This window comes from Streptomyces abyssomicinicus (assembly GCF_008974245.1).
Classification (GTDB): domain Bacteria; phylum Actinomycetota; class Actinomycetes; order Streptomycetales; family Streptomycetaceae; genus Streptomyces; species Streptomyces abyssomicinicus.
The window spans coordinates 668,550-693,382 of the sequence record NZ_BBZI01000005.1 but is presented as its reverse complement, the minus strand read 5'-3'; the positions used below and the strand labels follow the sequence as shown (position 1 = coordinate 693,382).

Annotated in this window: 23 protein-coding genes; 9 read left to right on the top strand and 14 right to left on the bottom strand. The window is 73.9% G+C overall.

The features are described from left to right. Positions 1 to 28: 28 nt before the first annotated feature. The 6 genes from GBN72_RS02820 to GBN72_RS02795 all read right to left on the bottom strand — a co-directional run bounded on the left by GBN72_RS02820 (position 29) and on the right by GBN72_RS02795 (position 5,810). The gene (locus GBN72_RS02820; RefSeq protein ID WP_151770012.1) at positions 29 to 640 is read right to left on the bottom strand and encodes a sugar kinase; all 612 of its coding nucleotides are present in this window, start codon (positions 638 to 640) and stop codon (positions 29 to 31) included. Next, entirely contained in the window at positions 637 to 1,815 is a 1,179-nt protein-coding gene (locus GBN72_RS02815; RefSeq protein ID WP_151770011.1) for an ROK family glucokinase, read from the bottom strand. Before GBN72_RS02815 ends, GBN72_RS02820 begins: the two co-directional genes overlap by 4 nt. A 130-nt stretch (positions 1,816 to 1,945) precedes the next feature. Next, complete coding sequence (locus GBN72_RS02810; RefSeq protein WP_246212219.1) at positions 1,946 to 2,815, bottom strand: ATP-binding cassette domain-containing protein; 870 nt, start codon at positions 2,813 to 2,815, stop codon at positions 1,946 to 1,948. Continuing rightward, on the bottom strand, positions 2,812 to 3,861 hold the full coding sequence (locus GBN72_RS02805) for an ABC transporter permease (RefSeq protein WP_151770010.1): 1,050 nt from the start codon (positions 3,859 to 3,861) through the stop codon (positions 2,812 to 2,814). The genes GBN72_RS02810 and GBN72_RS02805 overlap by 4 nt, the downstream gene beginning before the upstream one ends. Then, a complete protein-coding gene (locus GBN72_RS02800; RefSeq protein WP_151770009.1) occupies positions 3,858 to 4,862 on the bottom strand; it encodes a sugar ABC transporter substrate-binding protein in 1,005 nt (334 codons plus the stop codon). The genes GBN72_RS02805 and GBN72_RS02800 overlap by 4 nt, the downstream gene beginning before the upstream one ends. Positions 4,863 to 5,033: 171 nt before the next feature. After that, entirely contained in the window at positions 5,034 to 5,810 is a 777-nt protein-coding gene (locus tag GBN72_RS02795) for a GntR family transcriptional regulator (protein ID WP_151770008.1), read from the bottom strand. 103 nt (positions 5,811 to 5,913) lie between these two features. Here GBN72_RS02795 and GBN72_RS02790 point away from each other — a divergent pair, with 103 nt between their 5' ends. After that, complete coding sequence (locus GBN72_RS02790; protein WP_151770007.1) at positions 5,914 to 6,924, top strand: Gfo/Idh/MocA family protein; 1,011 nt, start codon at positions 5,914 to 5,916, stop codon at positions 6,922 to 6,924. A gap of 103 nt (positions 6,925 to 7,027) precedes the next feature. Here the strand turns inward: GBN72_RS02790 and GBN72_RS02785 are convergent, their stop codons facing one another. The 3 genes from GBN72_RS02785 to allB form a co-directional block, all read right to left on the bottom strand. Then, positions 7,028 to 8,209 carry a cytochrome P450 family protein gene (locus GBN72_RS02785; RefSeq protein WP_174887058.1) on the bottom strand — a complete coding sequence of 394 codons (1,182 nt, stop codon included), beginning with the start codon at positions 8,207 to 8,209 and terminating at the stop codon, positions 7,028 to 7,030. A gap of 188 nt (positions 8,210 to 8,397) precedes the next feature. Next, positions 8,398 to 9,522 carry an allantoicase gene (gene alc, locus GBN72_RS02780; RefSeq protein WP_151770006.1) on the bottom strand — a complete coding sequence of 375 codons (1,125 nt, stop codon included), beginning with the start codon at positions 9,520 to 9,522 and terminating at the stop codon, positions 8,398 to 8,400. After that, positions 9,519 to 10,868: an allantoinase AllB gene (gene allB, locus GBN72_RS02775; protein WP_246212333.1), complete on the bottom strand. Its 1,350-nt coding sequence runs from the start codon at positions 10,866 to 10,868 to the stop codon at positions 9,519 to 9,521. Before allB ends, alc begins: the two co-directional genes overlap by 4 nt. 320 nt (positions 10,869 to 11,188) lie before the next feature. Here allB and GBN72_RS02770 point away from each other — a divergent pair, with 320 nt between their 5' ends. Beyond that, the gene (locus GBN72_RS02770) at positions 11,189 to 11,965 is read left to right on the top strand and encodes an IclR family transcriptional regulator (protein WP_151770004.1); all 777 of its coding nucleotides are present in this window, start codon (positions 11,189 to 11,191) and stop codon (positions 11,963 to 11,965) included. A gap of 114 nt (positions 11,966 to 12,079) precedes the next feature. On the opposite strand, the gene GBN72_RS02765 is transcribed toward GBN72_RS02770, so the two are convergent. Continuing rightward, positions 12,080 to 12,343: a DUF5955 family protein gene (locus GBN72_RS02765; protein ID WP_369695870.1), complete on the bottom strand. Its 264-nt coding sequence runs from the start codon at positions 12,341 to 12,343 to the stop codon at positions 12,080 to 12,082. Between the two features lie 345 nt (positions 12,344 to 12,688). Between GBN72_RS02765 and GBN72_RS02760 the strand changes: the two genes are divergently transcribed. Further along, positions 12,689 to 13,333: a nucleotidyltransferase family protein gene (locus GBN72_RS02760; RefSeq protein WP_151770002.1), complete on the top strand. Its 645-nt coding sequence runs from the start codon at positions 12,689 to 12,691 to the stop codon at positions 13,331 to 13,333. Positions 13,334 to 13,411: 78 nt separating this feature from the next. Beyond that, a complete protein-coding gene (aceB, locus tag GBN72_RS02755; RefSeq protein WP_151770001.1) occupies positions 13,412 to 15,034 on the top strand; it encodes a malate synthase A in 1,623 nt (540 codons plus the stop codon). Between the two features lie 361 nt (positions 15,035 to 15,395). Here aceB and GBN72_RS02750 read toward each other — a convergent pair whose 3' ends face one another. From GBN72_RS02750 to GBN72_RS02735, 4 genes are all read right to left on the bottom strand, one after another. Further along, positions 15,396 to 16,319: a HipA family kinase gene (locus GBN72_RS02750; RefSeq protein ID WP_151770000.1), complete on the bottom strand. Its 924-nt coding sequence runs from the start codon at positions 16,317 to 16,319 to the stop codon at positions 15,396 to 15,398. Between the two features lie 137 nt (positions 16,320 to 16,456). Then, positions 16,457 to 16,789, bottom strand: coding sequence for a DUF3140 domain-containing protein (locus GBN72_RS02745; RefSeq protein ID WP_151770897.1), 333 nt, complete (start codon positions 16,787 to 16,789; stop codon positions 16,457 to 16,459). A 5-nt stretch (positions 16,790 to 16,794) separates the two neighbouring features. Next, the gene (locus GBN72_RS02740; RefSeq protein ID WP_151769999.1) at positions 16,795 to 17,025 is read right to left on the bottom strand and encodes a hypervirulence associated TUDOR domain-containing protein; all 231 of its coding nucleotides are present in this window, start codon (positions 17,023 to 17,025) and stop codon (positions 16,795 to 16,797) included. Between the two features lie 115 nt (positions 17,026 to 17,140). Then, positions 17,141 to 18,778: an IucA/IucC family protein gene (locus tag GBN72_RS02735; RefSeq protein ID WP_151769998.1), complete on the bottom strand. Its 1,638-nt coding sequence runs from the start codon at positions 18,776 to 18,778 to the stop codon at positions 17,141 to 17,143. Positions 18,779 to 19,137: 359 nt separating this feature from the next. On the opposite strand from GBN72_RS02735, the gene GBN72_RS02730 reads away from it, so the two are divergent. The 5 genes from GBN72_RS02730 to GBN72_RS02710 all read left to right on the top strand — a co-directional run bounded on the left by GBN72_RS02730 (position 19,138) and on the right by GBN72_RS02710 (position 24,735). Then, entirely contained in the window at positions 19,138 to 19,740 is a 603-nt protein-coding gene (locus GBN72_RS02730) for a DUF1349 domain-containing protein (protein WP_151769997.1), read from the top strand. A 22-nt stretch (positions 19,741 to 19,762) separates the two neighbouring features. After that, positions 19,763 to 21,262, top strand: coding sequence for an IucA/IucC family protein (locus GBN72_RS02725; RefSeq protein WP_151769996.1), 1,500 nt, complete (start codon positions 19,763 to 19,765; stop codon positions 21,260 to 21,262). 56 nt (positions 21,263 to 21,318) lie between these two features. Continuing rightward, positions 21,319 to 22,581 (top strand): VWA domain-containing protein, encoded by a 1,263-nt coding sequence (locus GBN72_RS02720; RefSeq protein WP_151769995.1) that lies wholly within the window; start codon positions 21,319 to 21,321, stop codon positions 22,579 to 22,581. Continuing rightward, positions 22,581 to 23,405 carry a hypothetical protein gene (locus tag GBN72_RS02715; RefSeq protein WP_151769994.1) on the top strand — a complete coding sequence of 275 codons (825 nt, stop codon included), beginning with the start codon at positions 22,581 to 22,583 and terminating at the stop codon, positions 23,403 to 23,405. The genes GBN72_RS02720 and GBN72_RS02715 overlap by 1 nt, the downstream gene beginning before the upstream one ends. Before the next feature lie 241 nt (positions 23,406 to 23,646). After that, positions 23,647 to 24,735 carry an acyltransferase gene (locus tag GBN72_RS02710; RefSeq protein WP_151769993.1) on the top strand — a complete coding sequence of 363 codons (1,089 nt, stop codon included), beginning with the start codon at positions 23,647 to 23,649 and terminating at the stop codon, positions 24,733 to 24,735. The last annotated feature ends 98 nt before the right edge of the window (positions 24,736 to 24,833 follow it).

The following is a 24,833-nucleotide window of genomic DNA, read 5'->3' as shown; positions in this document are numbered from 1 at the left end:
GACCCTCTCGTACCGATGGAAGCGCAGGTCAGGGCGTTGTTCGCGAAACCACGTACACCATCGGGTTAGCCGGGTCCGACATGTTGACGACCACGTTCTGCGTCGGCAGCGGATCCTTCTGGGCGCGGGTGAGCCCGTACCAGGGGCCGGGGCTGCGGAACTCCCACCCCGCGGTGCGCCGGTCGCGCTCGCCGACGGTGATCGCGTCCTTCTCCAGGTCGTCCCGGGTGACGCCCATGGAGCGCAGGAAGGTGTCCAGACCCGCGTCGGTGGTCTGGAACTGGACGTGCAGCCGGCTGGTGCGCCAGTTGTTGGTCTCGTACTGGGCGACCAGCTCCGCGGGGTGCGGGATGGGCACCTGGTAGATGCGGCGCTGCACCTTGGACGGCCAGCCCCAGGTGAGGCCGGTGGCGGAGTACCGCGCCTCCTTGTCCTTGCCGCTGTCCCGGCTCTGGGCGCCGGAGATCAGCAGGTAGCCGGCCGGGATCCCGATCAGCAGCACGATCGTGATCAGGGTGAGCGCGCGGCGGCGGATCACCCTGCGGCGGGCCTCCTGGTCGTCGCCGGCCCGCAGCAGGGGGTCCTGGTGCGCGTCCCGAGGGGACGGCCCGCCGGGCTCCGGGGGGCGGGCGTCGGTCACAGGCCGTCCCCGGAGCCGCGGACGGCGGCGTCGGGCACCCGCTCGTACCGCTCCGTCCGGCGCCGCTTGGCGCGGCGGAAACGGCGGGCCACCAGGCGGGACAGGTCGGCGGCGCCCACCATTCCCGCCTCCGGGCCGAGCTGGGCGCGGGCGATCCGGGCCTCGGGGCGGTAGCCGCGGCCGGTCAGGTGACGGCGGAAGGCGTCCCGGGCTGGGCCGATCAGCAGGTCGTCGGCGGCCGAGACGCCGCCGCCGATGACGAAGCAGGACGGGTCGAGGGCGGCCGCCAGGTTGGCGATGCCGACGCCCAGCCACTGCCCGATGTCCTGGAGCAGTTCGACGCACATGGCGTCGCCCTCGCGGGCCAGCTCGGTGATCATCGGACCGGTGATCGCGGAGATGTCGCCCTTGACGTGCTCGATGATCCCGAACGCCACCGGGGAGTCGGCGGCGGCGAGCTCACGGGCCTCGCGGACCAGGGCGTTGCCGGAGCTGTACTGCTCCCAGCAGCCGCGGTTGCCGCACGGGCAGCGGTGCCCGCCGGGGACGACCTGCATGTGGCCGAACTCGCCGGCCACCCCGAACTTGCCCCGCTTGACCCGGCCGTCCTCGAGGATGGCCCCGCCGATGCCGGTTCCGAGCGTGATCATGACCAGGTGGTCCTCACCCTTGCCGGCGCCGAACCGCCACTCCGCCCACGCGGCGGCGTTGGCGTCGTTGTCGACCAGCACGGGCACCGAGAGCCGTTCGGCGAGCCGGTCCCGCAGCGGCTCGTTGCGCCACGACAGGTGCGGGGCGAAGAGCACCCGGTTGAGGTCGGCGTCGATCCAGCCGGCCGCGCCGATCCCGACGGCGTGCACGTCGTGCCGGTCGGAGAGGTCCAGCACCAGCTCGGCGATGGTGTCCTCGACGACCCTCGGGCTCTTGGACTTGTCCGGGGTCTCGGCCCGGAGCTTCTCCAGGATGTTGCCGTCGGCGTCCACGACGCCGGCCATCACCTTCGTGCCGCCGATGTCGATGCCGACCGTGGGGACACGGGGCGCCGACAGGTGCGAACGGCGCTCCCGGGAACCCACCGTCCGCAGGACGGGGGCACGGCGCGAGCCGATCGGGGCTCCGGCCGCCCTGGCCGGGTTCAGTGCCCGGGGCAGTGCGAGGTCGCGGTAGGTGCTCATCGCGCCGATTCTGCCTCAATCCGGTGAGCCGCCGCATGGCGGCGTCCCGCCCGGCCCCGGTGCTCCGGGCGCCGCGCCCGTCCTCGCGGCGCGGGGGCCGCCGCCCGCCCCGCCGGTACCGTCTCCGCGCTCACGACCGCGGCCGCCCCTCGTCCGCGTCGGCCGTCACGGGCGGAGCGGCCGCTTCCGGGCGCTCCAACTCGTGGCGCAGGTCGTCCAGCTCGTCGCCGCCCGCCATCTGCCGGGTCAACTCGTCGAGGGTGATCCCGTCACGGGTGTGGTGGCCCGCCATGGCGCCGCGCTTGAGCAGGACGAAACGGTCACCGACCAGGTAGGCGTGGTGCGGGTTGTGGGTGATGAACACAACAGCCAGTCCAGCGTCCCTGGCGGCCGCCACATATTTGAGGACCACACCCGACTGCTTGACGCCCAGGGCGGCGGTCGGCTCGTCGAGGACCAGCACCCGGGCGCCGAAGTACACGGCCCGGGCGATGGCCACGCACTGGCGCTCACCGCCGGAGAGGGTGCCGATGGGCTGGTCCACGTCGCGCAGGTCGATGCCCATGCGCCGCAGTTCGGCGTGGGCGGTGCGGCGCATGAACTCGACGTCCATGCGGCGCAGCGGGCCGCGGCCCTTGGTGGGCTCGGAGCCGAGGAAGAAGTTCCGCCAGACCGGCATCAGCGGGACGACCGCCAGGTCCTGGTAGACGGTGGCGATGCCGCGGTCCAGGGCCGCACGGGGGCCGGCGAGCCGGGTCTCCTCGCCGTCGATCCGGAAGGAGCCCGCGTCGTGGCCGTGCAACCCTGAGATGATCTTGATCAGGGTGGACTTGCCCGCTCCGTTGTCACCCAGGACGCAGGTGATCTCGCCCGCCCGGGCCTGGAGGGAGACGCCCTCCAGGGCGCGGACGTTGCCGTAGTACTTACTGACCTGCTCCAGCTCGACCAGGGGGGCATCCCCGGTGGTCCGCTCGGCGGTCGGTTCGGTCGCCGTGGTCACTTCGTCGCCTCCGCGCGCTTGCGGACCCAGTGGTTGAGCAGGGTCGCCAGGAGCAGCATCGCTCCGAGGAAGAACTTGAACCAGTCGGGCTCCCACTCGGCGAAGACGATGCCCTTGCTGGTCATGCCGAAGATCAGCGCGCCGACCGCCGATCCGACGGCGGAACCGTAGCCGCCGGTGATCAGACAGCCACCGATGACCGCCGCGATGATGTAGATCAGCTCGTTGCCCACGCCCTCGCCGGACTGGACGACGTCGTAACTGAAGAGCAGGTGCTGGCCGGAGATCCAGGCGGCCAGGGCCACGCCCATGTAGAGACCGATCTTGGTGGCGCGCACCGGCACGCCGACCGCCCGGGCCGCCGCCTCGTTGCCGCCGACGGCGAAGATCCAGTTGCCCACCCGGGTGCGCAGCAGGATCCAGGAGGCGACAACGATCAGCAGCAGCCACCAGAGGATGGTGATCTTGAAGTTGACACCGCCGACCGTGAGCGTGGAGGCGAAGACCGCCTTGGCCTCGGGGAAGCCCTCCATGTCGGCGATGGTCTTGGTGGAGACCGTGTCGCTGATCAGCTTGGTGAACCCGAGGTTCATGCCGATCAGCATCAGGTAGGTGCCCAGGGTGATGATGAAGCTCGGCAGCCTGGTGCGGGTCAGCATGAACCCGTTGAACGCGCCGACGGCCAGTGTGACCAGCAGCGACACGCCGACGCCGACCCAGACGTTGGCGGTCATCTGATAGCTGAACATCGACGACACCAGCGCCGATGTGGTCACCAGCACGCCTGCGGAGAGGTCGAACTCGCCGCCGATCATCAGCAGTGCCACCGGGACGGCCATGATGCCGATGGTGGACGCCGCGTACAGGACGGTGCTCAGGCTCGACGCGCGCAGGAAGCTGTCGGCGGCGAAGGCGAAGAAGACGAAGACGGCCACGGCGCCGACCACCGCGCCCAGCTCGGGTCTGCCGAGCACCCGTCGCAGCGGCGAGGTGCGCAGCAGACGCTCGTCCACCGGGGCGGCCGCGGCCTGGACTGCGGTGCTCATCGGGTTCCCCGTTCCGCGTACTCGGCCAGTTCCCCGGCCTGCTCCTCGGTGACGATCTGCGGGCCGGTCAGCACGGGCTGCCCGCCGCCGAGCACGTCGGCGTTGTACCGGTACAGCCACAGCAGGTCGACGGCCTGGTAGCCCTGGAGGTAGGGCTGCTGATCGACGGCGAAGCCGAGGGTGCCGTCCTTCAGGCCGGCCGCGACCTTGGCGTTGAGGTCGAAGGTGTCGATCTCGGCCTCGCTGCCGGCCTCGGCCTTCGCCTTGGCCGCGGTGTCGGCGAAGGGGGCGCCCAGGGTGACGATCGCGTCGATCTTCTTGTCGGCCTCGAGCTTGGCACCGATGGTGGACTGGACGTCGGGCATGTTGGTGCCCTCGACGTACAGGTTCTCGACCTTGCCCTCGAAGGTCTCCTTCAGGCCGTCGCACCGCTGCTCGTGGCCGACGTTGCCCTGCTCGTGCAGGATGCAGAGGGCCTTCTGCTTCCCGCGGGCGTTGAGCTCCTCGCCGACCGCCCGGCCGGCGACGGTCTCGTCCTGGCCGATGTGGGTGAGGGCGCCGAACTCCTCGGAGACCTCGGAACCGGAGTTGACCGTGATCACCGGGATTCCGGCCTTCACGGCGCGGTCCACCGCGGCCTTCATCGCCTCGGGCTTGGCGAGGGTGACGATGATGCCGTCGACCTTCTTGTCCACGGCGGCGTCCACGAGCTGGGCCTGCTGCTGCGCCTCGGCGTCGTGGGAGTAGAGGAAGTTGATGTTGTCCTTGACCGCGGCCTGCTTGGCGCCGTTCTGGACGATGTCCCAGAAGGTGTCGCCGTCACCGGAGTGCGTGATCATGGCGAAGGTCCACCGCGGGGTGTTCACCGCCGCCTTCCCCTGGGCCGCCGCGGCCTTCCGGGCGTCCTCGGCGCGCTTGCCGCCGGTGCTGCTGCAGCCCGCGACCGAGACGCAGAGCGCCCCTGCCACCGCGATGCCCACCCAGGTCCGAAACCGTCCCACGAGGTGTGTCCTTCTTCCTTCTCGGCCTCCGCGGATCTTCCTCCGCGCTCTCCGGCACGGGGTGACGGCCGTCGGCCGTCCCACCCGAACGCAAAATTATCGAACATCCGGATGGCGGGACGGTCGGCGGGGTGAGGCATCGGCGACACCGGGCCCGGGACGTGGAATGCGTCACTCCGGGGCGAGCAGGCGCTGATCGAGGGACCAGCGGGTGGGCCGGACGGCGTGGTCGGCGTGTTCCACGGCGCGTCCGGCCGCGTCGACGACGACCCGCCGCAGGGTGAGCAGCGGGGCGCCCTCCGTCTCGTCCAGCAGGCGGGCCTCGGACCGCGTGGCCCCCCGGGCGCCGATCCGCTGCCGGGCGCTGTGCGGGACGACGCCGGCGGCGCGCAGCAGCCGGAACAGTCCGGTGGCCTCCAGGTCCGCCGCCGGGGGCAGCGGTCCCCGCAGCGGCAGGTGGCTGCGCAGCACGGCGAGCGGTTCGCCGTCGGCGAGGCGCAGCCGCTCCAGCCGTCGCACCTCGGCGCCCTCCTCGACGCCGAGCGCCTCGGCGACCTCGGCGGGGGCGGCCACCACGGCGTCGTGCAGCACCCGGGTGGCGGGGTGCCGTCCGGCCGCGTCGAGCTCGTCGTGGAGGCTGGTCAGGGCCGGTCTCGGCGCGGCGCCCGCGGCCGCGGCCGCGGGGACGACCCGGGTGCCCACGCCCTTGCGGCGCACCAGCAGCCCCTGGTCGACCAGGGTCCGCAGCGCCTGCCGGACGGTGGGCCGGGAGAGGCCGAGCCGGGCGGCGAACGCGATCTCGTTGCCCAGCAGCATGCCGGGTGCCAGCCGTCCCTGCTCGATCGCGGTGCGCAGCTGCTCGGCCAGCTGGAAGTAGAGGGGGACCGGGCTGCCGCGGTCGACGCCCAGCCCGAGCGACACGAGGGGATCGGTCTCTGCTCTCGCCACGGGCGGAGATTAGCGCCCGTGCGAGGTGGAAGTGAAACCGTATGTCCGGTCAAACGGACATGCGCTTTGACATCACGTCAGGTGAAGGCCATTTTTTGTCCTCATGCGCATCGGAGTCATCGGCACGGGACGGATCGGCGCCCTGCACGCCCACGTCCTCAGCCGTCACAGCGAGGTGGGGTCCCTGGTCGTCACCGACACGGACCAGGAGCGGGCACACGAGATCGGCCAGCGGCTGGGGGCGACGGTGGCGCCCGGTGTGAACGAGGTGTTCAACTGGGGCGTCGACGCGGTGGTCGTCACCGCCGCGACCTCCGCGCACTCCGACCTGATCCGGCGCGCCGCCCGCTACGGGCTGCCCGTCTTCTGCGAGAAGCCGATAGCGCTGGACCTGTGGTCCACGCTGGAGGCGATCGCCGACGTCGAGGCGGCGGGCACGGTGCTCCAGATGGGCTTCCAGCGCCGCTTCGACGCGTCCCACGTGGCCGCGCAGGAGGCCGTGTGGAACGGCCGGCTGGGGCGGCTGCACACGGTGCGGGCCCTGACCGCGGAGCCGGCGCCGCCTCCGGCCGGACACCTGGCGCTCCACGGCGGGCTGTACCGGGACGTGCTGATCCACGACTTCGACACACTCCGCTGGGTGACCGGCCGGGAGGTGTCCGAGGTGTACGCGGCCGGGTCGGCCGCCGGGCCGCCGATGTTCCGGGACGCCGGGGAGGTGGACACGGCGGCGGTGGTGCTCACCCTGGACGACGGCACGCTGGCCACCGTGACCGGGACCCGCCTCAACGGCGCGGGCTACGACCAGCGGATGGAGCTGGCCGGCGAGCTGGACCAGGTGGTGGTGGGGCTCGACGAGCGCACGCCGTTCTTCTCGGCCGGACCCGGGGGGCCGTCCCCGGCGGAGAAGCCCTGGACCGGGTTCCTCGAGCGGTTCGCCCCGGCCTTCCAGGCGGAGCTGTACACCTTCCTGGACGTGGTCCGCGGCGCCCGGCCCAATCCGTGCGACGGCCGGCAGGCGCTGGAGGCGCTGAGGATCGCCGAGGCGTGCGAGCTCTCCCGCCGGGAGCGGCGGCCCGTCCACCTCGGCGAGATCCCCGACGGCATGCGCTGACCCGACGGCATGCGCTGACCCGACGGCCTGCGCCGTCCCGGCGACGCGGACCCGGCGCGGGCCGTGTGACCACCACCGCACAACCGGCCCGGCGCGGGCCGCGTCACCACCGCACGGGCAGGGTGCGCAGGCCGCGCACGAGCATGCCCGGCAGCCAGGCGCCGGGCGGGCCGTCGAGGGCCAGCCCGGGCGCCCTCCGCAGCAGGGAGCCGATCGCGATCCGCCCCTCCAGCCGGGCGAGCGGCGCGCCCAGGCAGAAGTGGATCCCGTGCCCGAAGGCGAGGTGGCCCGCGTTCCGGCGGCGTATGTCGAAACGGTGCGGGTCGGGGTGGCGGGCGGGGTCGCGGTTGGCCGCGGTGAGGCCCACCAACACCTGTTCGCCCCGCGCGATGCGCACTCCGCCCACCTCCAGCGGTTCGGCGGCGAAGCGGAAGGTGGCCGTCTCCACCGGCCCCTCGTGGCGGAGGGTCTCCTCGACCGCTCCCCCGAGCAGTGACATGTCCGAACGGAGCAGGGCCAGTTGCCCGGGGTGCGTGAGCAGTGCGTGGACCCCGGTGGTGATCAGGTTCACCGTGGTCTCGTGGCCGGCCAGCAGCAGCAGGAAGGCCATGGCGGTGAGTTCGCCGGAGGAGAGGCGGTCGCCGTCCTCGGTGGAGACGCGGATCAGGTCGCTCAACAGGTCGTCGCCGGGACCGGCGCACCGCTTGTCCTCGACGAGTCCGGTCAGGAACTCGGCGAAGATCCCGGCGGCCTTGCGCCCGTCGGCCTCGGTGGCCGGCGCCACCGCGTCGGTGGACACGCTGCGGAAGTCGGCGCGGTCGTCCTCGGGGACGCCGAGGAGCTCGCAGATCACGGCCATGGGCAGCGGGTAGGAGAGCGACTCCACCAGGTCCGCGTGGCCCGCGGGGAGCATCCGGTCGAGCAGTTCGTCGGTGATCTCCTGGACGCGCGGCTCCAGCGCCTCGACCCGGCGCGGCGTGAACGCCTTGGACACCAGGTGCCGCAACCGGGTGTGCCGCGGCGGGTCGGCGAAGAGCAGGTGTCTGCCGATCGGGTCCTCGTCGAGGCCGGTCATGCCCAGCTTCGCGGGGTCCTTGGCCAGCCGTGGGTCGCCGAGCGCGGCACGCGCCTCCTGGTGGCCCACGATCAGCCAGGTCTCGTACTCCTCCGGCGCGGGCAGCAGCACCCGGTGCACCGGCCCCCGGCGCCGCAGCTCCTCGTACACCGGATGCGGGTCGGCACGGAAGCGCTCCCCGTACCGCCGCAGGTCCACCACGTCCGCCATCTCGGCTCCCCCTCTCCGCCCCGGGCCGGACGCCCTCGTCCCCCGACCGGTCAACGGACGGGGCGCCCGTGGGGTTCCGAGCCCCGCCGGGCGCCGGCCGGACCGAGGGGTGGACGGACCGAGGGGTGGCCGGGCGGAGGAGTGTCCGGCGGGCGGCGCGGCACCTGCGGGGCGGAGGTTCCGAGGCGTCAGCCGCCCAGTTCGCGCAGGCGGTCGGTGAGGGCGCGGGTCCCCTCCGGGGTGAGGGTGCCGTGGAGGCGCAGACGGGAGATCCCCCCATCGGGGTGCACGTCGAGCCGGGCGTGCGTGCCGGTCACCGGGAAGGGCAGCACGAAGCGGTGGTTGGTGTCGGGCTGCAGGCGGGTGGACGGGACGATCTCGGTCCAGGAGCCGCCGCGCCCGCCGGCGTCGTCGCGCAGGGAGACGGACGCCCAGCCGGCGCTGTTGCCCTTGAGGCAGGCGGTGTCGATCTCGACGGCGCGGACGGACGCCTGCGCGGTGAGCCGGTAGTCGATCCGGTCGTGGCCCCGGTCGCGCCGGCGGCGGGTCTCCCAGCCCTCGTCCATCCGCGCCGACCGGCCGGGCAGGATGGTGTGGACGGCCGGTGAGTAGAAGCGGTCGGAGACGTCCTCGACCGCGCCGCCGTTGGCGAGCGCGACGACGTCGAGGACGCCCAGGGCGGTCAGCCACTCGGGGTCGGGGACGACCTCGCCGTGCACCCTCAGCCGGGCGATGCCGCCGTCGGGGTACTGACGGAGCCTCAGGTGGGTGGACCGCAGCTCCACACCCACCGCGAAGCCGTTGGCCGCGTGACCGCCGACCGGGGTACGCGGCACCAGCGGCGTCCATTTCACGTCGTCGGCGAGCAGTTCCTGCGGGGAGGGTGTGCCGGGCGCGTCGGCGCCCTCGACGGAGATCTCCTGGGGGTGGTTGCCCCGGAAGTGCGCGGTGTCCACGACGACGCCGCGGACCACGCCGGGGGCGCCCAGGCGCACCAGCGCCCAGTCGTGGTCGTCGGCGGCGGGCCACGGCTCGGCGGCCGACGCGCCGCGCCGCCGACGGGTCTCCCAGCCGTCCATCACCTTGCCCTTGTGGCCGAAGGTGTCCGGCTCGAACGCGGGCCTGCCCGGCAGCAGCAGGTTCTCCCGTGGGGCGAAGAACTCGTCGTTGGCGGCGATCACCGCCCCGCCGAGCCGCCGGTCGGCCAGGTCGGGCAGGACGGCGAAGGGGAACTCGGCCGAGCGGTGGTCGGCGTACGGGTCGCCGCCTCGGTAGGGCTCGGCGGGGCCGGTGAAGCGGGGGATCGCCGTCACGGGGAGGTGTCCTGCCTTTCTGCGGTGGGCCGGTGGCGCAGCAGGCGTCCGGCGGGTTCGGTGAACGTGCCGTCCAGGTAGATCCTCCGCCCGCGCAGCCAGGTGGCGCGGACGACGCCCTGGAGGGTGCGGCCGGCGTACGCGGTGACCGGGTTGCGGTGCTGGAGTCCGGCCGGGTCGACGGTGAACGACGCGTCGGGGTCGAGCGCCACCAGGTCGGCGTCACGTCCGGCGGCGACGGCGCCCTTGCGGTCCAGCCCGGCGAGGGCGGCGGTGTGCGCGGACATCCAGCGCACCACGTCGCCCAGGCCGTGCCCGCGGCGCCGCGCCTCGGTCCACACGGCGGACAGACTGAGCTGCAGGCCCGAGATGCCGCCCCACGCGGTGGCGAAGTCCGCGGTCTTGAGGTCCGCGGTGGAAGGGGAGTGGTCGGTGACCACGCAGTCGACGGTTCCGTCGGCCAGGCCCTTCCACAGCAGGTCCTGGTTGGCCGCCTCGCGGATCGGCGGGCAGCATTTGAACTCGCTGGCCCCGTCGGGGACTTCCTCGGCGGCGAGGGTGAGGTAGTGGGGGCAGGTCTCCACGGTGACCGGCACCCCGTCGGCGCGGGCCGCCGCGATCAGCGGCAGGGCGTCGGAGGAGGAGAGGTGCAGGATGTGCACCCGCGCCCCGGTTTCGCGCGCCAGCTCCAGGACCTGGGCGATCGCCCCGTCCTCGGCGTGCCGGGGCCGGGAGGCGAGGAAGTCGGCGTACCGGGGACCGCCGCGCTGCGGGGCCTCGGCGAGGCGGTGGGGGTCCTCGGCGTGCACGATCAGCAGGCCGTCGAAGGCGGCGATCGCCGCCATGGCGTGGGCCAGCCGTCCGCGGTCCAGTTCCGGGAACTCCTCGACGCCGGAGGGCGAGAGGAAGGCCTTGAAGCCGAAGACCCCGGCCTCGTGGAGCGGGCGGAGGCGCCCGGTGTTGTCCGGGACGGCGCCGCCCCAGAAGCCGACGTCCACGTGGACGCGGCCCCGGGCCGCCTCCCGCTTGATCTCGAGGTGGTGCGGTGTGGTGGTGGGCGGGAGGGAGTTGAGCGGCATGTCGATCAGCGTGGTGACGCCGCCGGCCGCGGCGGCCCGGGTGGCGGACCGGAAGCCCTCCCAGTGCGCCCGGCCGGGGTCGTTGACATGGACGTGGGTGTCCACCAGACCGGGCAGCAGCGCCAGGTCCCCGATGTCCTCGAGGAAGGCTCCCGGCGGGACGGGGGCGTCGTGGGCGAGGACCTCGGTGATCACACCGCCGCGGACGCGGACCTGGGCGGCGCGGATCCCCTCTGGTGTGACCACGCGGGTGGAGCGCACCACCAGCTCCGCCCCGGACGGCTCGCTCCCGGACGGCTCGCTCCCGGGTGTCCGGTTGTCGGGAGTCCGGTCCTCCGGAGTCCGGTTCTCGGGCGGCTCTGCCTCGGGCACGAGGACGGCCCTCCTCTTCACGCTCCGCTCCACGCTCCGCGCGACGCGACGCCGGCTTCAACGATTTGTTGAAGGATTCCCCCCGGGCGTCCACCGCGTCAAGAGCGGCCAGGGGAAGCCGGGGTGGGCCGTGGGCGGCCGGGAGCGACCGGGCCGGACCGCGCCGCTGCCGTTGCGGCTACGCTTCCCCCGTTCCCGCACCCGCCGAAAGGACCATGCCCGTGCCCACGTCCAGCTCCCCGAGTGGATCGGTCCAGTCCCTGGAGCGCGCGTTCGACCTGCTCGAGCGGATGGCGGACGCGGGCGGCGAGGTCGGGCTGAGCGAACTGGCGGCGGGCAGCGGACTGCCGCTGCCGACCATCCACCGGCTGATGCGCACGTTGGTCGCCTGCGGTTACGCCCGCCAGCAGCCGAGCCGCCGTTACGCGCTCGGGCCCCGGCTGATCCGGCTCGGCGAGTCCGCCTCCCGGCTGCTGGGGTCGTGGGCCCGCCCCTACCTGGCCCGGCTGGTCGAGGAGACCGGCGAGACCGCCAACATGGCGCTGCTGGACGGCGACGAGGCGGTGTACGTGGCACAGGTGCCGTCGAAGCACTCGATGCGGATGTTCACCGAGGTCGGACGCCGGGTGCTGCCGCACTCCACCGGTGTCGGCAAGGCGCTGCTGGCGGACTCCTCGCCGGAGGAGGTGCGGGCGCTGCTCGCCCGTACCGGGATGCCTGCCGCGACGGACCGGACCATCACCAGCCCGGACGTGTTCCTCGCGGCGCTGGAGGAGGTCCGGCGGGCGGGTTACGCGGTGGACGACAACGAGCAGGAGGTGGGCGTCCGCTGCCTGGCCGTGGCCGTGCCGGGATCGCCGACCCGGGCGGCGCTGTCGGTGTCGGGGCCGGCCGGGCGGGTCACGGACGAGGCGACGGCACGGATCGTGCCGGTGCTGCGCGAGGTGGCGGCCGAACTGGGCGAGACGCTCCAGGGGGCCGCCGCCCTGTGACACGCGTCCGGCGTTCGGCTCCCCGGCCACGGTGGCCGGGGAGCCGAACGCCGGACATCCCCGTCAGAACACCCCGTCAGAACACCCCTTCACGACACCCCTCACGACACCCCGTCAGACCGCCGGCGTCGGGGAGTCGAACTGCTCCACGGCCCGGCGGACCTCGCGCATGCCTCCGGCGAGCGCGGAGACCGAACCGACCGCCCCGGCGATCAGCAGCAGCGAGCGCCGCAGCCGGGCCGGATCGGGCGATCCCTCGGCCGCGAGTGCGGCGAGACCCGCGATCTCCTCCTCCGCCACCGCCCGGTCGGTGAACTCCGACCGGTAGGCGGCCAGTTCACGCCGCAGCCGCGCCACGGCACTCTTCAGCCCCGCCACCCGCGGGTCCTCCCCCCGGCCTTCGGCCGGCGGACGCTCCAAGCTCCGCAACACCGCACTCCCCCTTACGTCGTCGGCCGGGCATCGTGTGTCGCACGTCGACTCCCCTGGGAACTAGGGGCACGAGCCGGCTCGCAGATCCTGCGCTCCCTCATGCGCAACCCCTCCCGCCCACGGCGCTGGTCGGGCGCCGAGAAACGCGGGGCAGCCAGTAAACGCCACCCCGCAGCCGTCGCGCCACTCCAAGGAGACAAATTCCACCCATAGGGTTCACTCCCGGCAACGAAACTGCCGGTCGTCCACAGGACGGAGACGTCGTTCGCGCAGGTCAGGTATGCAGTACCCATGACAGGAACTCACTCCGGCCACGACACCCCCGCCGAGGTCGCCGGTCTGCTGCTCGCGGCGGGCGGCGGGCGGCGGCTCGGGGGCCGTCCCAAGGCCTTGCTGGAGGACCGCGGCGCCCTGCTGGTCGAGCGGGCGGCCGGGGCGTTGCGCGCCGGCGGCTGCGGCCGTGTGCACGTGGTCCTCGGCGCCGGCGCCGACCAGGTCCGGGCGCGGGCCCGGCTGCCCGGTTGCGTACTGGTGGACAGCCCGCACTGGGAGGAGGGCATGGGCGCCTCGCTCCGCGCCGGACTCGCGTCATTGGAGGGGACCGGCGCGGGGGCCGCGCTGGTGTTGCTGGTGGACCAGCCCGGCGTCGGCGGGCGGGCCGTCCGCCGGGTGCTGGAGGCGAGCCTGGCCGAAGGGCCGTCAGCACTGCCCCGGGCCCTGGTCTCGGCGGCGTACGCCGGTGTACGCGGCCACCCGGTGCTGTTCGGCGCCGCGCACTGGGCGGGAATCGCCGCGCGTGCGGAGGGCGATCAGGGGGCACGCGCCTACCTTAGGGCGCGCGAGGCGGAGGTCGCGCTGGTGGAGTGCGCGGACGTGGCCGATCCCCGCGACATCGACACGGTGTCCGATCTGGTCCGGCTACGACCGGAGCGTTGAACTTCCCTTTCCGCCATGGGGAATCTGGTGTCCACTTGTCAGAAGTTCCGCACGTGCCTCTGCTGAAGGAGTCCGCTGATGTCCGCACCCGCGCCGTCCCCGGCCACCGTCGTCGACGCCGAGCCCCTGCCGCGGCAGGAGGAGGTTCTGACCGATGAGGCCCTCGCCTTCGTGGCGGGGCTGCACCGCCGTTTCACCCCCCGGCGCGACGAACTGCTCGAGCGCCGTGCCCGGCGCCGTGCCGAGATCGCCCGCACCGCCTCCCTCGACTTCCTGGCGGAGACCGCCGCGATCCGGGACGACGACACCTGGCGGGTGGCTCCGTGTCCCGAGGCGCTGCGGGACCGCCGGGTGGAGATCACCGGACCCACCGACCGCAAGATGACGATCAACGCGCTCAACTCGGGTGCGCGGGTCTGGCTCGCCGACTTCGAGGACGCCCTCTCCCCCACCTGGGAGAACGTGGTGACCGGGCAGCTCAACCTGATCGACGCCTACCACCGGGACATCGACTTCACCGACGCCGCGTCCGGCAAGTCGTACGCGCTGCGGCCGGACGAGGAACTGGCGACGGTGGTGACGCGGCCGCGCGGCTGGCATCTGGACGAGCATCACCTTGAGGTCGACGGCGAGAAGGTGCCGGGAGCCCTGGTCGACTTCGGGCTGTACTTCTTCCACAACGCCCGCCGCCTGCTGGAGATGGGCAAGGGCCCGTACTTCTACCTGCCGAAGCTGGAGTCGCACCTGGAGGCGCGCCTGTGGAACGACGTCTTCGTCCACGCGCAGGACGCGCTCGGCGTGCCCCAGGGCTCGGTGCGGGCGACGGTGCTGATCGAGACCATCACGGCCGCCTACGAGATGGAGGAGATCCTGTACGAGCTGCGCGACCACGCCTCGGGGCTGAACGCGGGCCGCTGGGACTACCTGTTCTCCCTCGTGAAGAACTTCCGCGACTGCGGGCCGCGCTTCGTGCTGCCGGACCGCAACGCGGTCACCATGACGGCCCCGTTCATGCGCGCCTACACGGAACTCCTGGTCCGCACCTGCCACCGGCGGGGTGCGCACGCGATCGGCGGCATGGCCGCGTTCATCCCCTCCCGGCGTGACGAGGAGGTCAACAAGGTCGCCCTGGAGAAGGTGCGGGCGGACAAGGACCGGGAGGCGGGCGACGGCTTCGACGGCTCGTGGGTCGCCCACCCCGACCTGGTGCCGCTGTGCGAGGCGTCCTTCGACGCGGTGCTGGGCGACCGGCCGCACCAGAAGGACCGGCTGCGCGAGGAGGTCGACGTGCGGGCGGCCGACCTGCTGGCGGTCGACTCGCTGGAGGCGCGGCCGACCTACGCCGGCCTGGTCAACGCGGTCCAGGTGGGGATGCGGTACATCGAGGCGTGGCTGCGCGGGCTGGGCGCGGTGGCGATCTTCAACCTGATGGAGGACGCGGCCACCGCCGAGATCTCCCGGTCGCAGATCTGGCAGTGGATCAACGCGGGCGTCGAGTTCGAGGACGGCGAGAAGGCCACCCCGGAGCTGACCCGCCGGGTCGCCGCCGAGGAGCTGGCGAACCTGCGGGCCGAGCTGGGTGAGGAGGCGTTCACGGCGGGTCACTGGCAGGAGGCACACGACCTGCTGCTGAAGGTGGCGCTGGACGAGGAGTACGAGGAGTTCCTCACCCTGCCGGCCTACGGGCACCTGGCGGGCTGACACGGCCCGGACCCACGGTCGCCCCGGTGCCGGCCCCGCGCGCCTCACCGTCGGGGTCGGCCCCGGCGCCGGGGCGCGTTCAGGTCCGAGCCGCAACCAGGTCCGGCGGAGGCGGGTACCCGGAACGGAGGCCCGAGGACGGGCGGGGGCGGGGGCGGGGCACGCTAAGGTCCGAGCCGCAACCAGGTCCGGCGGGGGCGGGTCCGGGAACGGAGGCCCGCGAACGAAGCGCGTCCGGGGGCGGGGACGGGGCGCGCGGCCCGCGGACGGCACGCGCGGGTCCGGGGGGTCCGGGGGCGGGGCGCGCCGAGGTCCGGGGCGTTCGCGCCCAGGTCCGGGGGCTGACTCCCGGCCGGAGCGGTCAGCCGGTTCCGTCCAGGTGGACGGACCAGTCCTGTTCGGCGCCCGGCTTGCCGTGCAGGTCGGGGACGCGCTGGAGCCATCCGGGGCGTCCCTGGCGGCTCTTCTCACGGCGGGCGTACTCCTCCGCGGCGAGCTGGTCGCCGTTGGGGAAGTCGGTGGGCAGCCAGGCGGCCGAGGAGGCGGCCCGGGCGGCCAGCCACCCGGCGTAGGCGTCGCGGACCGCCTGCGGGTCCGCGAAGCCCGGCTCGCCGGCCAGCCATTCGTCGGGCACCTCGGCGACCACCTCGCGCAGCAGTTCCTCGGTGACCCGGGGCGCCAGCTCGGCATCGGCGGCCCGGGTGTCCGGGGCGTACCGGCCCAGCGCGTGGTGGCGGAAGTCGTACACCTTGTCCGGGGCGGTCCCGTCCCAGCGGTGGTGGAAGACCAGGGCCGCGCCGTGGTCGATCAGCCAGAGGCGGGCGGGGGCGGTGCCGCGGGTGGGCCACACCATCAGGTTGGAGCTGTGCACCGTGCGGTCGACGTTGGCGGTGAGGGCGTCGAGCCAGACGACGCGGCCCGCCTCCAGGGGGTCGACGCGGAAGGTCGCGGCGAGCTCGGGGGTGAGGTCGGCGCCGCCGGAGAGGTAGTCCATGCCGAGGTTGAGTCCCGCGCTGGCCTCCAGCAGGCCGCGGACCTCGGCGTGCGGCTCGTGCGCGCCGAGGGCGGGGTCGAAGTGGGCCCGCACGAGTTCCGGCACCCGCAGGCCCAGCCGGCGGCCCAGTTCCCCGACGATCACCTCGGCGACCAGCGCCTTGCGGCCCTGCGCGGAGCCGGTGAACTTGACGACGTAGGTGCCGAGGTCGTCCGCCTCGACGACCCCGGGCACGGATCCGCCGGTCCGCAGGGGCGCGACGTAGCGCGTGACAGCGACCTCTCTCAGCATTCTCCCAGGCCCTACCGGTCGTTCGCCTTGCCGTTCGGGCCGGATCCGGCGCGTCCGCGCCCCGCGGAGGGGGCGGCGCGCCGGGTGTTCCGGGCCTTCGGCACGAAGGGGGCATCGTAACCGGGCGGCCGGGGCGGTCAGGCCAGCGGGTCGTGGCCCCAGTTCATGAGCGAGTACCTCCAGCGGGTCTCCCGCACGTCACCCGAGGGCCGCTGGGCGAGGTGGCGCCGGACGTAGCCGACGACCTTGCGCATGTGCAGGTAGTCGTCGTCGGTGAGGTCGCTCTTCCGGGTGTGCTGGATCTCCGCGATCCTGCGGCCCGAGGCGTGGCCGGTCGACTCGCCGCCGTCCTTGTGCTGCCCAGCGGCCTCGGACTCCGGGGAGGCCAGCCATTTCTCCAGGTCGGCCGGCTTCATGTTCACCAGCTCGCCGAACTCGGACCAGGTCCGCTTCCGCTCGTCGTCGTCCACGCCGGTCACTTCTTCTTCTTCAGCGAGGACGGCTTGTGCACCGCGGACCTGCCCGACTTCTCGCTGCGGACCTGGTACTGCGGGTCCTCCGACGAGGCGTCCACGGTGCGTCCCGCGGCCTCCGTCCGCTCGGTGATCTTCTTCTCCACCTTCCCCTCGGTCTCGCTGCCGTGACTGCTCCAGGCGACCTTGTCGCCCTTGCCCAGCTTCTTGTCACCGCCACCGCTCCTGGCCATCGTCGGCTCCTCGCTGTACTCGGCGGACCGGGGTCGCACCGCTTGCCGGGTGCGGCCACTTCCCAGGGTGAGGCCTCCCGGCCCCGGTCGCAGCTCCGTGCGGGCGGCCGTCCGCTCACACCGGTCGCGCCAGCGGGTTCGGCAGTGGGAGGTAGCGGGCGTCGGCCCCGTCGGCCCCGGTCCAGCGCAGCAGCAGGTTGGTCTTGCCGGGGAGGGTGGGCCGGGTGAGCAGCTCGCGGGCCTCGGGGACGTCGTGCCGGTCCAGCTCACGGCGGACCGCGGGCCACGGGTCGAACGCCGGGTGCCGTTCCCGCAGGGCTCCGGCCAGTTCGCCCAGGTGGTTCACGATCAGGCAGTAGACCAGGCGTTCCCAGCCCGCCGCACGGCCGGCCGGCGGCACCGTCTTGACGCCCTCGGCGTCGCGGAAGAGGGCGCGCACCGGCCGCCCGGCGGTGTCGACGGCGATCAGGCAGTTCTGCAGGTGGGCCTCGAGCACGACGCCGTGCCGGTGGAACAGGTGCAGGACGGGCGGGACCGTGTGGCGCAGGTACGCCGACCACCACGGCTCGGGGTCGTCGCCCAGCCGGTCCAGCGGGTTGCCGTCGAAGCCCTCGGCGAGGGCCGCGGCGAGCAGCGCGGTGGAGCCCGGCGGCAGGTGCGCGCCCAGGCCGTCCCGGACCAGGACGGCCAGTTCCTCGTAGGCGAAGGAGGCGGTCCGGTAGCCCCGGTCGCTGAGCCAGGCGGCGCCCGCCGACTGCGCCGCGGGCAGGGCGGCCAGCGCGGTGGTCACGGTGGCGTCGGTGCGGCGCAGGCGCAGCAGGTCGTGACGCCACAGCCGTCGCACGTCGTTGGTGATCCGCACGTCCAGGCTGAACTTGGCGAACAGGTCCGCTCCGGGCAGGTGGACGGTGCGCACGGCGGCGGTGGGCCAGGCGTGCTGGGCGGTGACCCCCAGGCGCAGCAGCCGTCCGTCGGCGAAGGCCCGGCGGATCCCGGGACTGCCGGCCACCAGCTCCAGCTGCCAAGGGTGGGCGGGGAGCAGCCGGTAGCCGCGCGGGACCCCGCCCCGGACGTCCGATGCGTCCCGGACGTCCGGGACGCCCAAGGCGTCCCCGGCGCGCAGGGCGCCCATCGCGTCCAGGGCGTCCATCGCGTCCAGGGCTTCGGTGTCGCCCTCCTCGACGACGGTGTCCTCCCGGACGGCGAGCAGGGTCAGCGGGAAACGGGCGTGCGCCTCGGGCGCGTACGGCAGCCACGCCGCTGCGGGGCCGCCGCCGCGGGCCTTGGGCGCCGGGTGGCAGGGATGGCCGGTGACGAGGGCCTGTTCGGAGCGGAGATAGGGGTCGGCCGGCGCGGTGGCGGTGGCGCGGGCGGCGAGCAGGGCGGCGACGGCGTTGCGGCTGTCGAGCATCTCGCCGGGCAGTTCGTCGTTGGTGAGTCCGGTGTGCAGGCGGAGCTCCTCGGCGGCCAGCTTGACCAGTTCCGCGTGGTCGAGCCGCCGCCAGCCGTGGCCGTCGCGCACCTCCGGTTCGGCGGGGCGGCGGGCGCCGAGCACCCGCAGCAGCCGGCCACTGCCCGCCAGCCGGTGCACACGCCGCCCTCCGTCGCTCCCGCCGAGGCCGACGCCGCCTCCGTCCGGGCCACCGTCGTTCCGGCCGTCCGCGGGGCGGGCGACCTCGCGCAGCAGGCAGTTGAGGAGCGGAGTGCAGGCATAGGCGTCGGCGCTCTCGCCGAGGTCCGCGATGGGGGGCATCTGCGCAGGTGGTCCGTTCGTTCGGCGGCGCGGTCGCGGTCAGTATCTCCGCCACGACCACCGGTAGCGAGGCCGCACCTCGGCCACCGCCGGCCGGAGTGGCCGCACGGCACGGCGCGGGCCGTCCTCACGGGTCGGCCTGGACAAGTACCGCCCCAGCCTGAAGGATCTTGCCTGATCCCCTGATCCCCTGATCCCCTGATCCCCGATTCCCTCATCCCCGATCCCCTCATCCGTGCTCTGCTGCTCCCCTGATCCCCGATCACCCGACCCTTCGAGCCCTCGCGGCCCGGGCACGGGGCGGGAGGCCACGGCCGGCACCCCTCCGGCACCTCGTCACCACCGCGTTAGGACGACACATGGGCCACCGGCACGACATCGCCTGGGACGACGCCGCCTGGCTCAATCCGCCCGCGGCCACCGCCGTCGACGGCACGGACCTGCTCGTCACCGCCCGGGACCGCAGCGACTTCTGGCGGACCACCGGCTACGGCTTCGTCCGGGACGACGGTCACGCGCTGCTCACCGGCTTCCCCGCCGGCTCGGCGGTGGAGGTGACGTTCGTGGCCGCGTTCGACGCGTTGTACGACCAGGCCGGCCTCATGATCCGCGTCGACGCGCACACCTGGATCAAGGCCGGCGTGGAGATGAGCGACGGCGTGCCGCACCTCGGCGCCGTGGTCACCCACGGCCGTTCCGACTGGTCGCTGTCCCCGGTTCCCGACTGGCACGGCCGCCTCGTCACGGTCCGGGCCAGCCGCGCGGGTGACGCGGTGACCGTCCGCGCGCGGACACCGGAGCACCCCTGGCGCATGGTCCGGCTCGCGCCGCTGGAGCCCGGCGCGACCGCCACCGCCGGCCCGTTCTGCTGCTCCCCCGAGCGCGCCGGGCTCCAGGTCCGCTTCACCCGCTTCACCACGGGTCCCGCGGACGCGGCCCTCCACGAAGACCCCGCCGGCTGACGGACCGCTCAGGAGGCCGAAAGTGCGCCGTTCAGCAGGCGAGGAGAACGCGGTGGCGCGGCAGCTGGCGGACCTGCGCCCCGGTCTGGTCGAGCCGTTCGGCCGGGCGCTGCCCGGCGCCCGGGCCGCGGTGCTGTCCCGGCTGTGGCGGGCGCTGGCCTTCGAGCCGCTGCCGTGGATCGCGGGGAGGGAGCGCACGCGGGACGGCCTGACGGTGCGGCTGGCGGACGGCCGGGCGCTGCGCGGCCCGGACGCCGACCCGTTCGCGGTGGACGGGTCGGTGACCGAGGTCCGGCTCGCGGGCACGGCGTATGACGACCCGGCCTCGCTCGCCGAGGGTCTGGAGGTCCCGCACGGGAAGGCGTTCGCGGCGGAACTCGCGGGCAGTGTCGCGTCGTTGGCGCTGTCACGCGCCGACTCGGCGGCGGCGCCGGCGGCTTCGGCGCCGTCCTGGGAATGGGAGCAGCGGGTGGTCGACGGCCATCCGTACCATCCCGGCTGCCGCTACCGGCCGGGCTTCTCGGTGGCCGATGAGCTGGCCTACGCCCCCGAACACCGGCCGGTGGTGCGGCTGCGGCTGATGCCGGTGGACCGGGACAGCGGTCCGGTGTCCGGGACGTGGCCGGCCGAATGGCGCGACGGCGGGCGGCTGTTGCTGCCCGTGCACCCGTGGCAGGCGGAACACGTGCTGCGCCGGTCCGAGGACGCGGGCGGCTTCGCCGCGCATCCGCTGATGGCCCTGCGCACGCTCGCGGTGCCGGGCGGGCCCCAGGTGAAGACCGCGCTGTCCACCCGGCTGACCTCGTCGGTGCGGGACATCTCGGTGGGCTCGGTCCTCTCCTCCCGCGCGGTCTCCGCGTTCGCGGAGTCCCTGACGCCGCTGCTGGGCGGCCTGCTGCACGTCACCCGTACCCTGGGCGCCGCGTGCGACGGCACGGCGGACCTCGCCGCCGTGGTGCGCGAGGCCCCGGAGGTGTACGCGGGCGAGGGTGAGCGGGTGCTGCCGGTGGCCGCGCTGGAGGCCGCCGGTCCGGCCGCCTCCTCGTCCTGGCTGGACGAGTTCGCGGTGATGGCGCTGCGGGCGGGGCTGCGGCTGCTGGAGCTGGGGGTGGCGCTCGAGGCGCACGGCCAGAACCTCCTGGTGGTGCTCTCCCGCGACGGGCGGCCGGTGCGGCTGGTCTACCGGGACCTGGCGGACATCCGGGTGAGTCCCGTCCGGCTGGCCCGGCACGGCCTGCGGTTGCCCGAGGGGGTGCCGGCCCGGATCGTCACCGACGACGTGGCGGCGTTGCGCCGCAAGCTCTTCGGCTCACTGGTCGCGGGGTCGCTGGGGGCCGCGGCGGGCTCCGCGGAGGCCCTGGCCGGGCTGCTGCGCCGGGCCGTCGGTGAGTTGCCGTCCACCCCGGACCGTGAGGCGTTGCTGCGTGACCCGCTGCCGGTGAAGGCGCTGACCTTGATGCGGCTCTCCCCGGACAGGCCGGGTGATCTCTGGACGCACCTTCCCAATCCTTCGTCCGCGTAGGGGAGATGGGGCGACCCGCCGCCGCCGGGCCCTCTCCCGTTCAATAGGATCCGGCGATGATCAGAAGAAAACGGTTGGCAGCGGGCGCTCTCGCCCTGCTCGCCGCCCTGGCGGCGGGGACCGCGTTCCCCGCGACGGCCGCCGCCGACGAGACGGACGACCGGCCCGCGCCCCAGGTCGAGTTGGTTCTGGACGTCAGCGGCTCCATGCGCGAGCACGACGTCGACGGCGGCAGCCGGATGGCCGCGGCCAAGCAGGCATTCAACGAGGTCCTGGACGCGACCCCGGAGGAGGTGCTGCTCGGCATCCGCACCCTGGGCGCGAACTACCCGGGCGACGACCGCCAGGAAGGCTGCGAGGACACCGAACAGCTCTATCCGATCGGCCCGCTGGACCGGGTGGAGGCCAAGACGGCGGTGGCCACCCTGACGCCGACCGGCTGGACCCCCATCGGTCCCGCCCTGAAGGCGGCGGCCCGGGACTTCCAGGAGGGCGACGGCACCCGCCGGATCGTGCTGATCACCGACGGCGAGGACACCTGCCAGCCGCTGGACCCGTGCGAGGTGGCGCGGGAGATCGCGGCGCGCGGCATCGGCCTGACCATCGACACCCTGGGCCTGGTCCCCGACGCCAAAACCCGCGACCAGTTGCTCTGCATCGCCGAGGCCACCGGCGGCACCTACACCTCCGTCCAGCACAAGGACGACCTCGCCGACCGGGTCGGCCAGTTGGTCGAGCGTGCGGCGGAGCCGACGGTGACGCCGGTCGCGGTCGAGGGCACGGCGGCCTGCGAGGGCGCCCCGGCGCTGGAGTCCGGTCTCTACACCGACCGCGCGGAGTTCGGGCAGGCACGCTGGTACCGGATCGACCTGGAGCCCGGGCAGGAGGTCCGCGCCGCGGTGAGCGTCGCCGCCGACCGCGAGGTGAACCCCGGACACGGTGTGCTGCTGCGGGCGGTCACCGTCCACGGGCGGGAGATGGTGCGCGGCGAGGCGGCCGGACACGGCCGCACCGACCTGATCTCCACGGGCCTGCGCCTCCCCAAGGCCGAAGCCGACGAGGAGGCCCCGGCCGAGGTGGTCTGCCTCGAGGTGACGCACTCCTTCTCACCGGCCGCCGGGGTCAAGACCACCCCCGGTCTGCCGGTGGAACTCACGGTGGACGTGGTGGACGGACCGTCCGACGCCTCCGACGTGGCCGCCTTCGGGCTGGGCCGCGGCTGGTGGCTGCTCGGCGCGCTGATCGTCACCGGATTCCTGGCCGGCCTCGTCTGGGGCTGGGTCTCGCGCTGGCGGGTCGCCGTCTGGAGGACCAACTGATGCGTCTGATACGTGCCTTCGGCGGAGCGTTGCTGTTCCTCGGCCTGGCCGTGGTCCCCGCGGCCGCCGACACCTCCCCCTCTCCCTCCGGGAGCGGGGACGGGGAGAGCGCGGCGCCGACCGAGGCGGGCACCTCGTTCCGCAGCGCCACCGCGATCGGCCCGGGGGTGCGGGCCACGGCCCAGGGCTCCACGGGTGACTACCTGTACTGGTCGTTCGGCGCGGACGCCACCGAGCGGCCCACGGTGCGCGCCTCGGTGCGGCTGCCGGAGGAGCACGCCGGCGAGACCTGGCAGATCGACGTCTACGACGGCCTGCGGCGGCGTCAGGCCTGCCGGTACGGGGCGCAGACCCGTACCGCACCGGCCGGGGTCTCCTCGGTGGAACTGGCCTGTGCGCTGCGCACGGTGCGCGGCTGGGCGGAGCCGTGGTCGGACGATCCGCTGCCGGGGACGTACTACGTCCGCCTGTCGGCGGTGGGTCTTCCCGCGTCGGACGTGGGCCGCGCGATATCGGCCGAGGTGCAGGTGGAGACGGCCGACGCCGGCGGGGCCGCGGCCGTCGACGGCCGGCTGGCCGAACCGCTGATCCCCGGGATCGCCCTGCGGGTGGACCCGGAGGACGCGCCCGAGGACGCTTCCGGGGACGGAGGGTCCGGCGACGACGACGCGCCGGTGCTGTCCGGGACGGCGCTGGAGGACGGCTGGGCCTCGGGGTGGTGGACCGACCGCTGGGTGTGGACCGGGGCCGGCGGTGTGCTGGCCGCGCTCGCCGGGGTCTGGGGCCACGCCCTGACCCGCGGCCGGGGGCGGCCCGGCGTGTGACCACCCCCGGGCGGCCGTCGCCGCGGGGCCCCTGACCGGGCCCCCGCGGCGACGGCCGCCACCCGGTATGCCCACCCGGGGTGCCCACCCTGTGTGCCCACCCGCCGGGCGCCTCCTGGCAGGGCGCCTCCTGGCAGGGCGCCTCGCGTGGGTCCCCCGGACGGTCAACCAAAACCCAGCGGCCACGGCGCTGCCACCCTCCCGTCAACTCCCGTACACCGTGCCCATCGAGAGTTGCGCGGTGCAGAACGACACCGCCGTACGCTTGCCGCAGCAAAGGGGCAGCGTCGCCTCCGGAGAACCCGCCGCTCCCACGCGAGAACACCGCTTCGACATCGATCTGATGCGGCTGATCTGTTCCGCGACCGTCATGCTGGGCCACGTGGGCGCCCAGTTCATCCACGCCACCGGCAACGACCCGGCGAACGGCGCGGGTGCGTACTGGGCGGGCCATGTCGCCGAGGGGATCAACGCCTTCGCCGTACCCCTGTACTTCGCCATAGCCGGCTGGGCCGTGCTGGTCGGCGCGCCGCCCCGGGACAGCTCCCGCATGTGGCAGCGCGTCGTCCGCAACGTCGTCCCGCTCTTCGCCTGGACGGCGGTCTACCTGGTCTGGGCGTGGCTGCGGGGCCGCAACGACCGGCCCATGACCGAGCTGGCGGCGGGCTCCCTCTTCGGCTCGGTGCAGCCTGCCTACCACCTGTGGTTCATGTACACCTACATCCCGATCACCGTGCTGCTCGCCTTCGCCGTGCTGATCAAGGCGGGCCGGCGTCCCTGGGGGCTCGGGGCGGCGCTGCTCGGCATAGCCGTCCTGCCGAGCGCGCTGACCACGGCCACCGAGGTGACGGGCCACGGGATGCCGTCGGTGGCCTGGGGGTTCAGCACCTACTCCGTGGTGTACGCGGTCGGCGGCGCGCTGCTGTTCGCCCTCCCGGCCGGCGTCGTGCGCAAGCGGTGGCCGCTGGTGGTGCTGCTGCCGCTCACCATGGCCGGGGCGGCCTGGTACAACACGCAGGTCCACTACGTGCTGCCCAACGCCCACCTGTTCGTCGCCGCGATGAGCGTCTGCGTACTCCTGCTGGTCAGCAGGGTCCGGGTCCCCGAGGCGTGGCGGCCGCGGCTGCGGAAACTGGCCGACGCGGCGCTGGGCGCGTACATGGTGCACGTGCTGTTCGTCGAGGAGATCGTCGGCCCGCTGGCGTCACCGGATCTGAGCGGACCCGTGGCCGGGCTGCTGCTGGCCGCTCTGGTGGTCACGGTCATGGCGCTGTCGTTCGCCACCAGCCTGCTGTGGGGGAAGCTGCGCCTGCGGCGGCTGCTCGGCTGACCCGGCGACACGGCCGGCGGGCACGTGCCGTCGGGGGCTGCGGGCACGTGCCGTCGGGGCCGGCGGACACGTGCCGGCGGGGCGGACGAGGACGGTAC

Excerpts from the sequence above, each read along its gene's own strand:
- GBN72_RS02760 (WP_151770002.1), top strand. The coding sequence starts at position 12,689 with ATGACAGGAACTCACTCCGGCCACGACACCCCCGCCGAGGTCGCCGGT.
- GBN72_RS02715 (WP_151769994.1), top strand. The coding sequence starts at position 22,581 with ATGCGTCTGATACGTGCCTTCGGCGGAGCGTTGCTGTTCCTCGGCCTG.
- GBN72_RS02740 (WP_151769999.1), bottom strand. The coding sequence starts at position 17,025 with ATGGCCAGGAGCGGTGGCGGTGACAAGAAGCTGGGCAAGGGCGACAAG.
- GBN72_RS02730 (WP_151769997.1), top strand. The coding sequence starts at position 19,138 with ATGGGCCACCGGCACGACATCGCCTGGGACGACGCCGCCTGGCTCAAT.
- GBN72_RS02735 (WP_151769998.1), bottom strand. The coding sequence starts at position 18,778 with ATGCCCCCCATCGCGGACCTCGGCGAGAGCGCCGACGCCTATGCCTGC.
- GBN72_RS02750 (WP_151770000.1), bottom strand. The coding sequence starts at position 16,319 with ATGCTGAGAGAGGTCGCTGTCACGCGCTACGTCGCGCCCCTGCGGACC.
- GBN72_RS02815 (WP_151770011.1), bottom strand. The coding sequence starts at position 1,815 with ATGAGCACCTACCGCGACCTCGCACTGCCCCGGGCACTGAACCCGGCC.
- GBN72_RS02805 (WP_151770010.1), bottom strand. The coding sequence starts at position 3,861 with ATGAGCACCGCAGTCCAGGCCGCGGCCGCCCCGGTGGACGAGCGTCTG.
- GBN72_RS02790 (WP_151770007.1), top strand. The coding sequence starts at position 5,914 with ATGCGCATCGGAGTCATCGGCACGGGACGGATCGGCGCCCTGCACGCC.
- aceB (WP_151770001.1), top strand. The coding sequence starts at position 13,412 with ATGTCCGCACCCGCGCCGTCCCCGGCCACCGTCGTCGACGCCGAGCCC.
- GBN72_RS02770 (WP_151770004.1), top strand. The coding sequence starts at position 11,189 with ATGCCCGTGCCCACGTCCAGCTCCCCGAGTGGATCGGTCCAGTCCCTG.
- GBN72_RS02785 (WP_174887058.1), bottom strand. The coding sequence starts at position 8,209 with ATGGCGGACGTGGTGGACCTGCGGCGGTACGGGGAGCGCTTCCGTGCC.
- GBN72_RS02720 (WP_151769995.1), top strand. The coding sequence starts at position 21,319 with ATGATCAGAAGAAAACGGTTGGCAGCGGGCGCTCTCGCCCTGCTCGCC.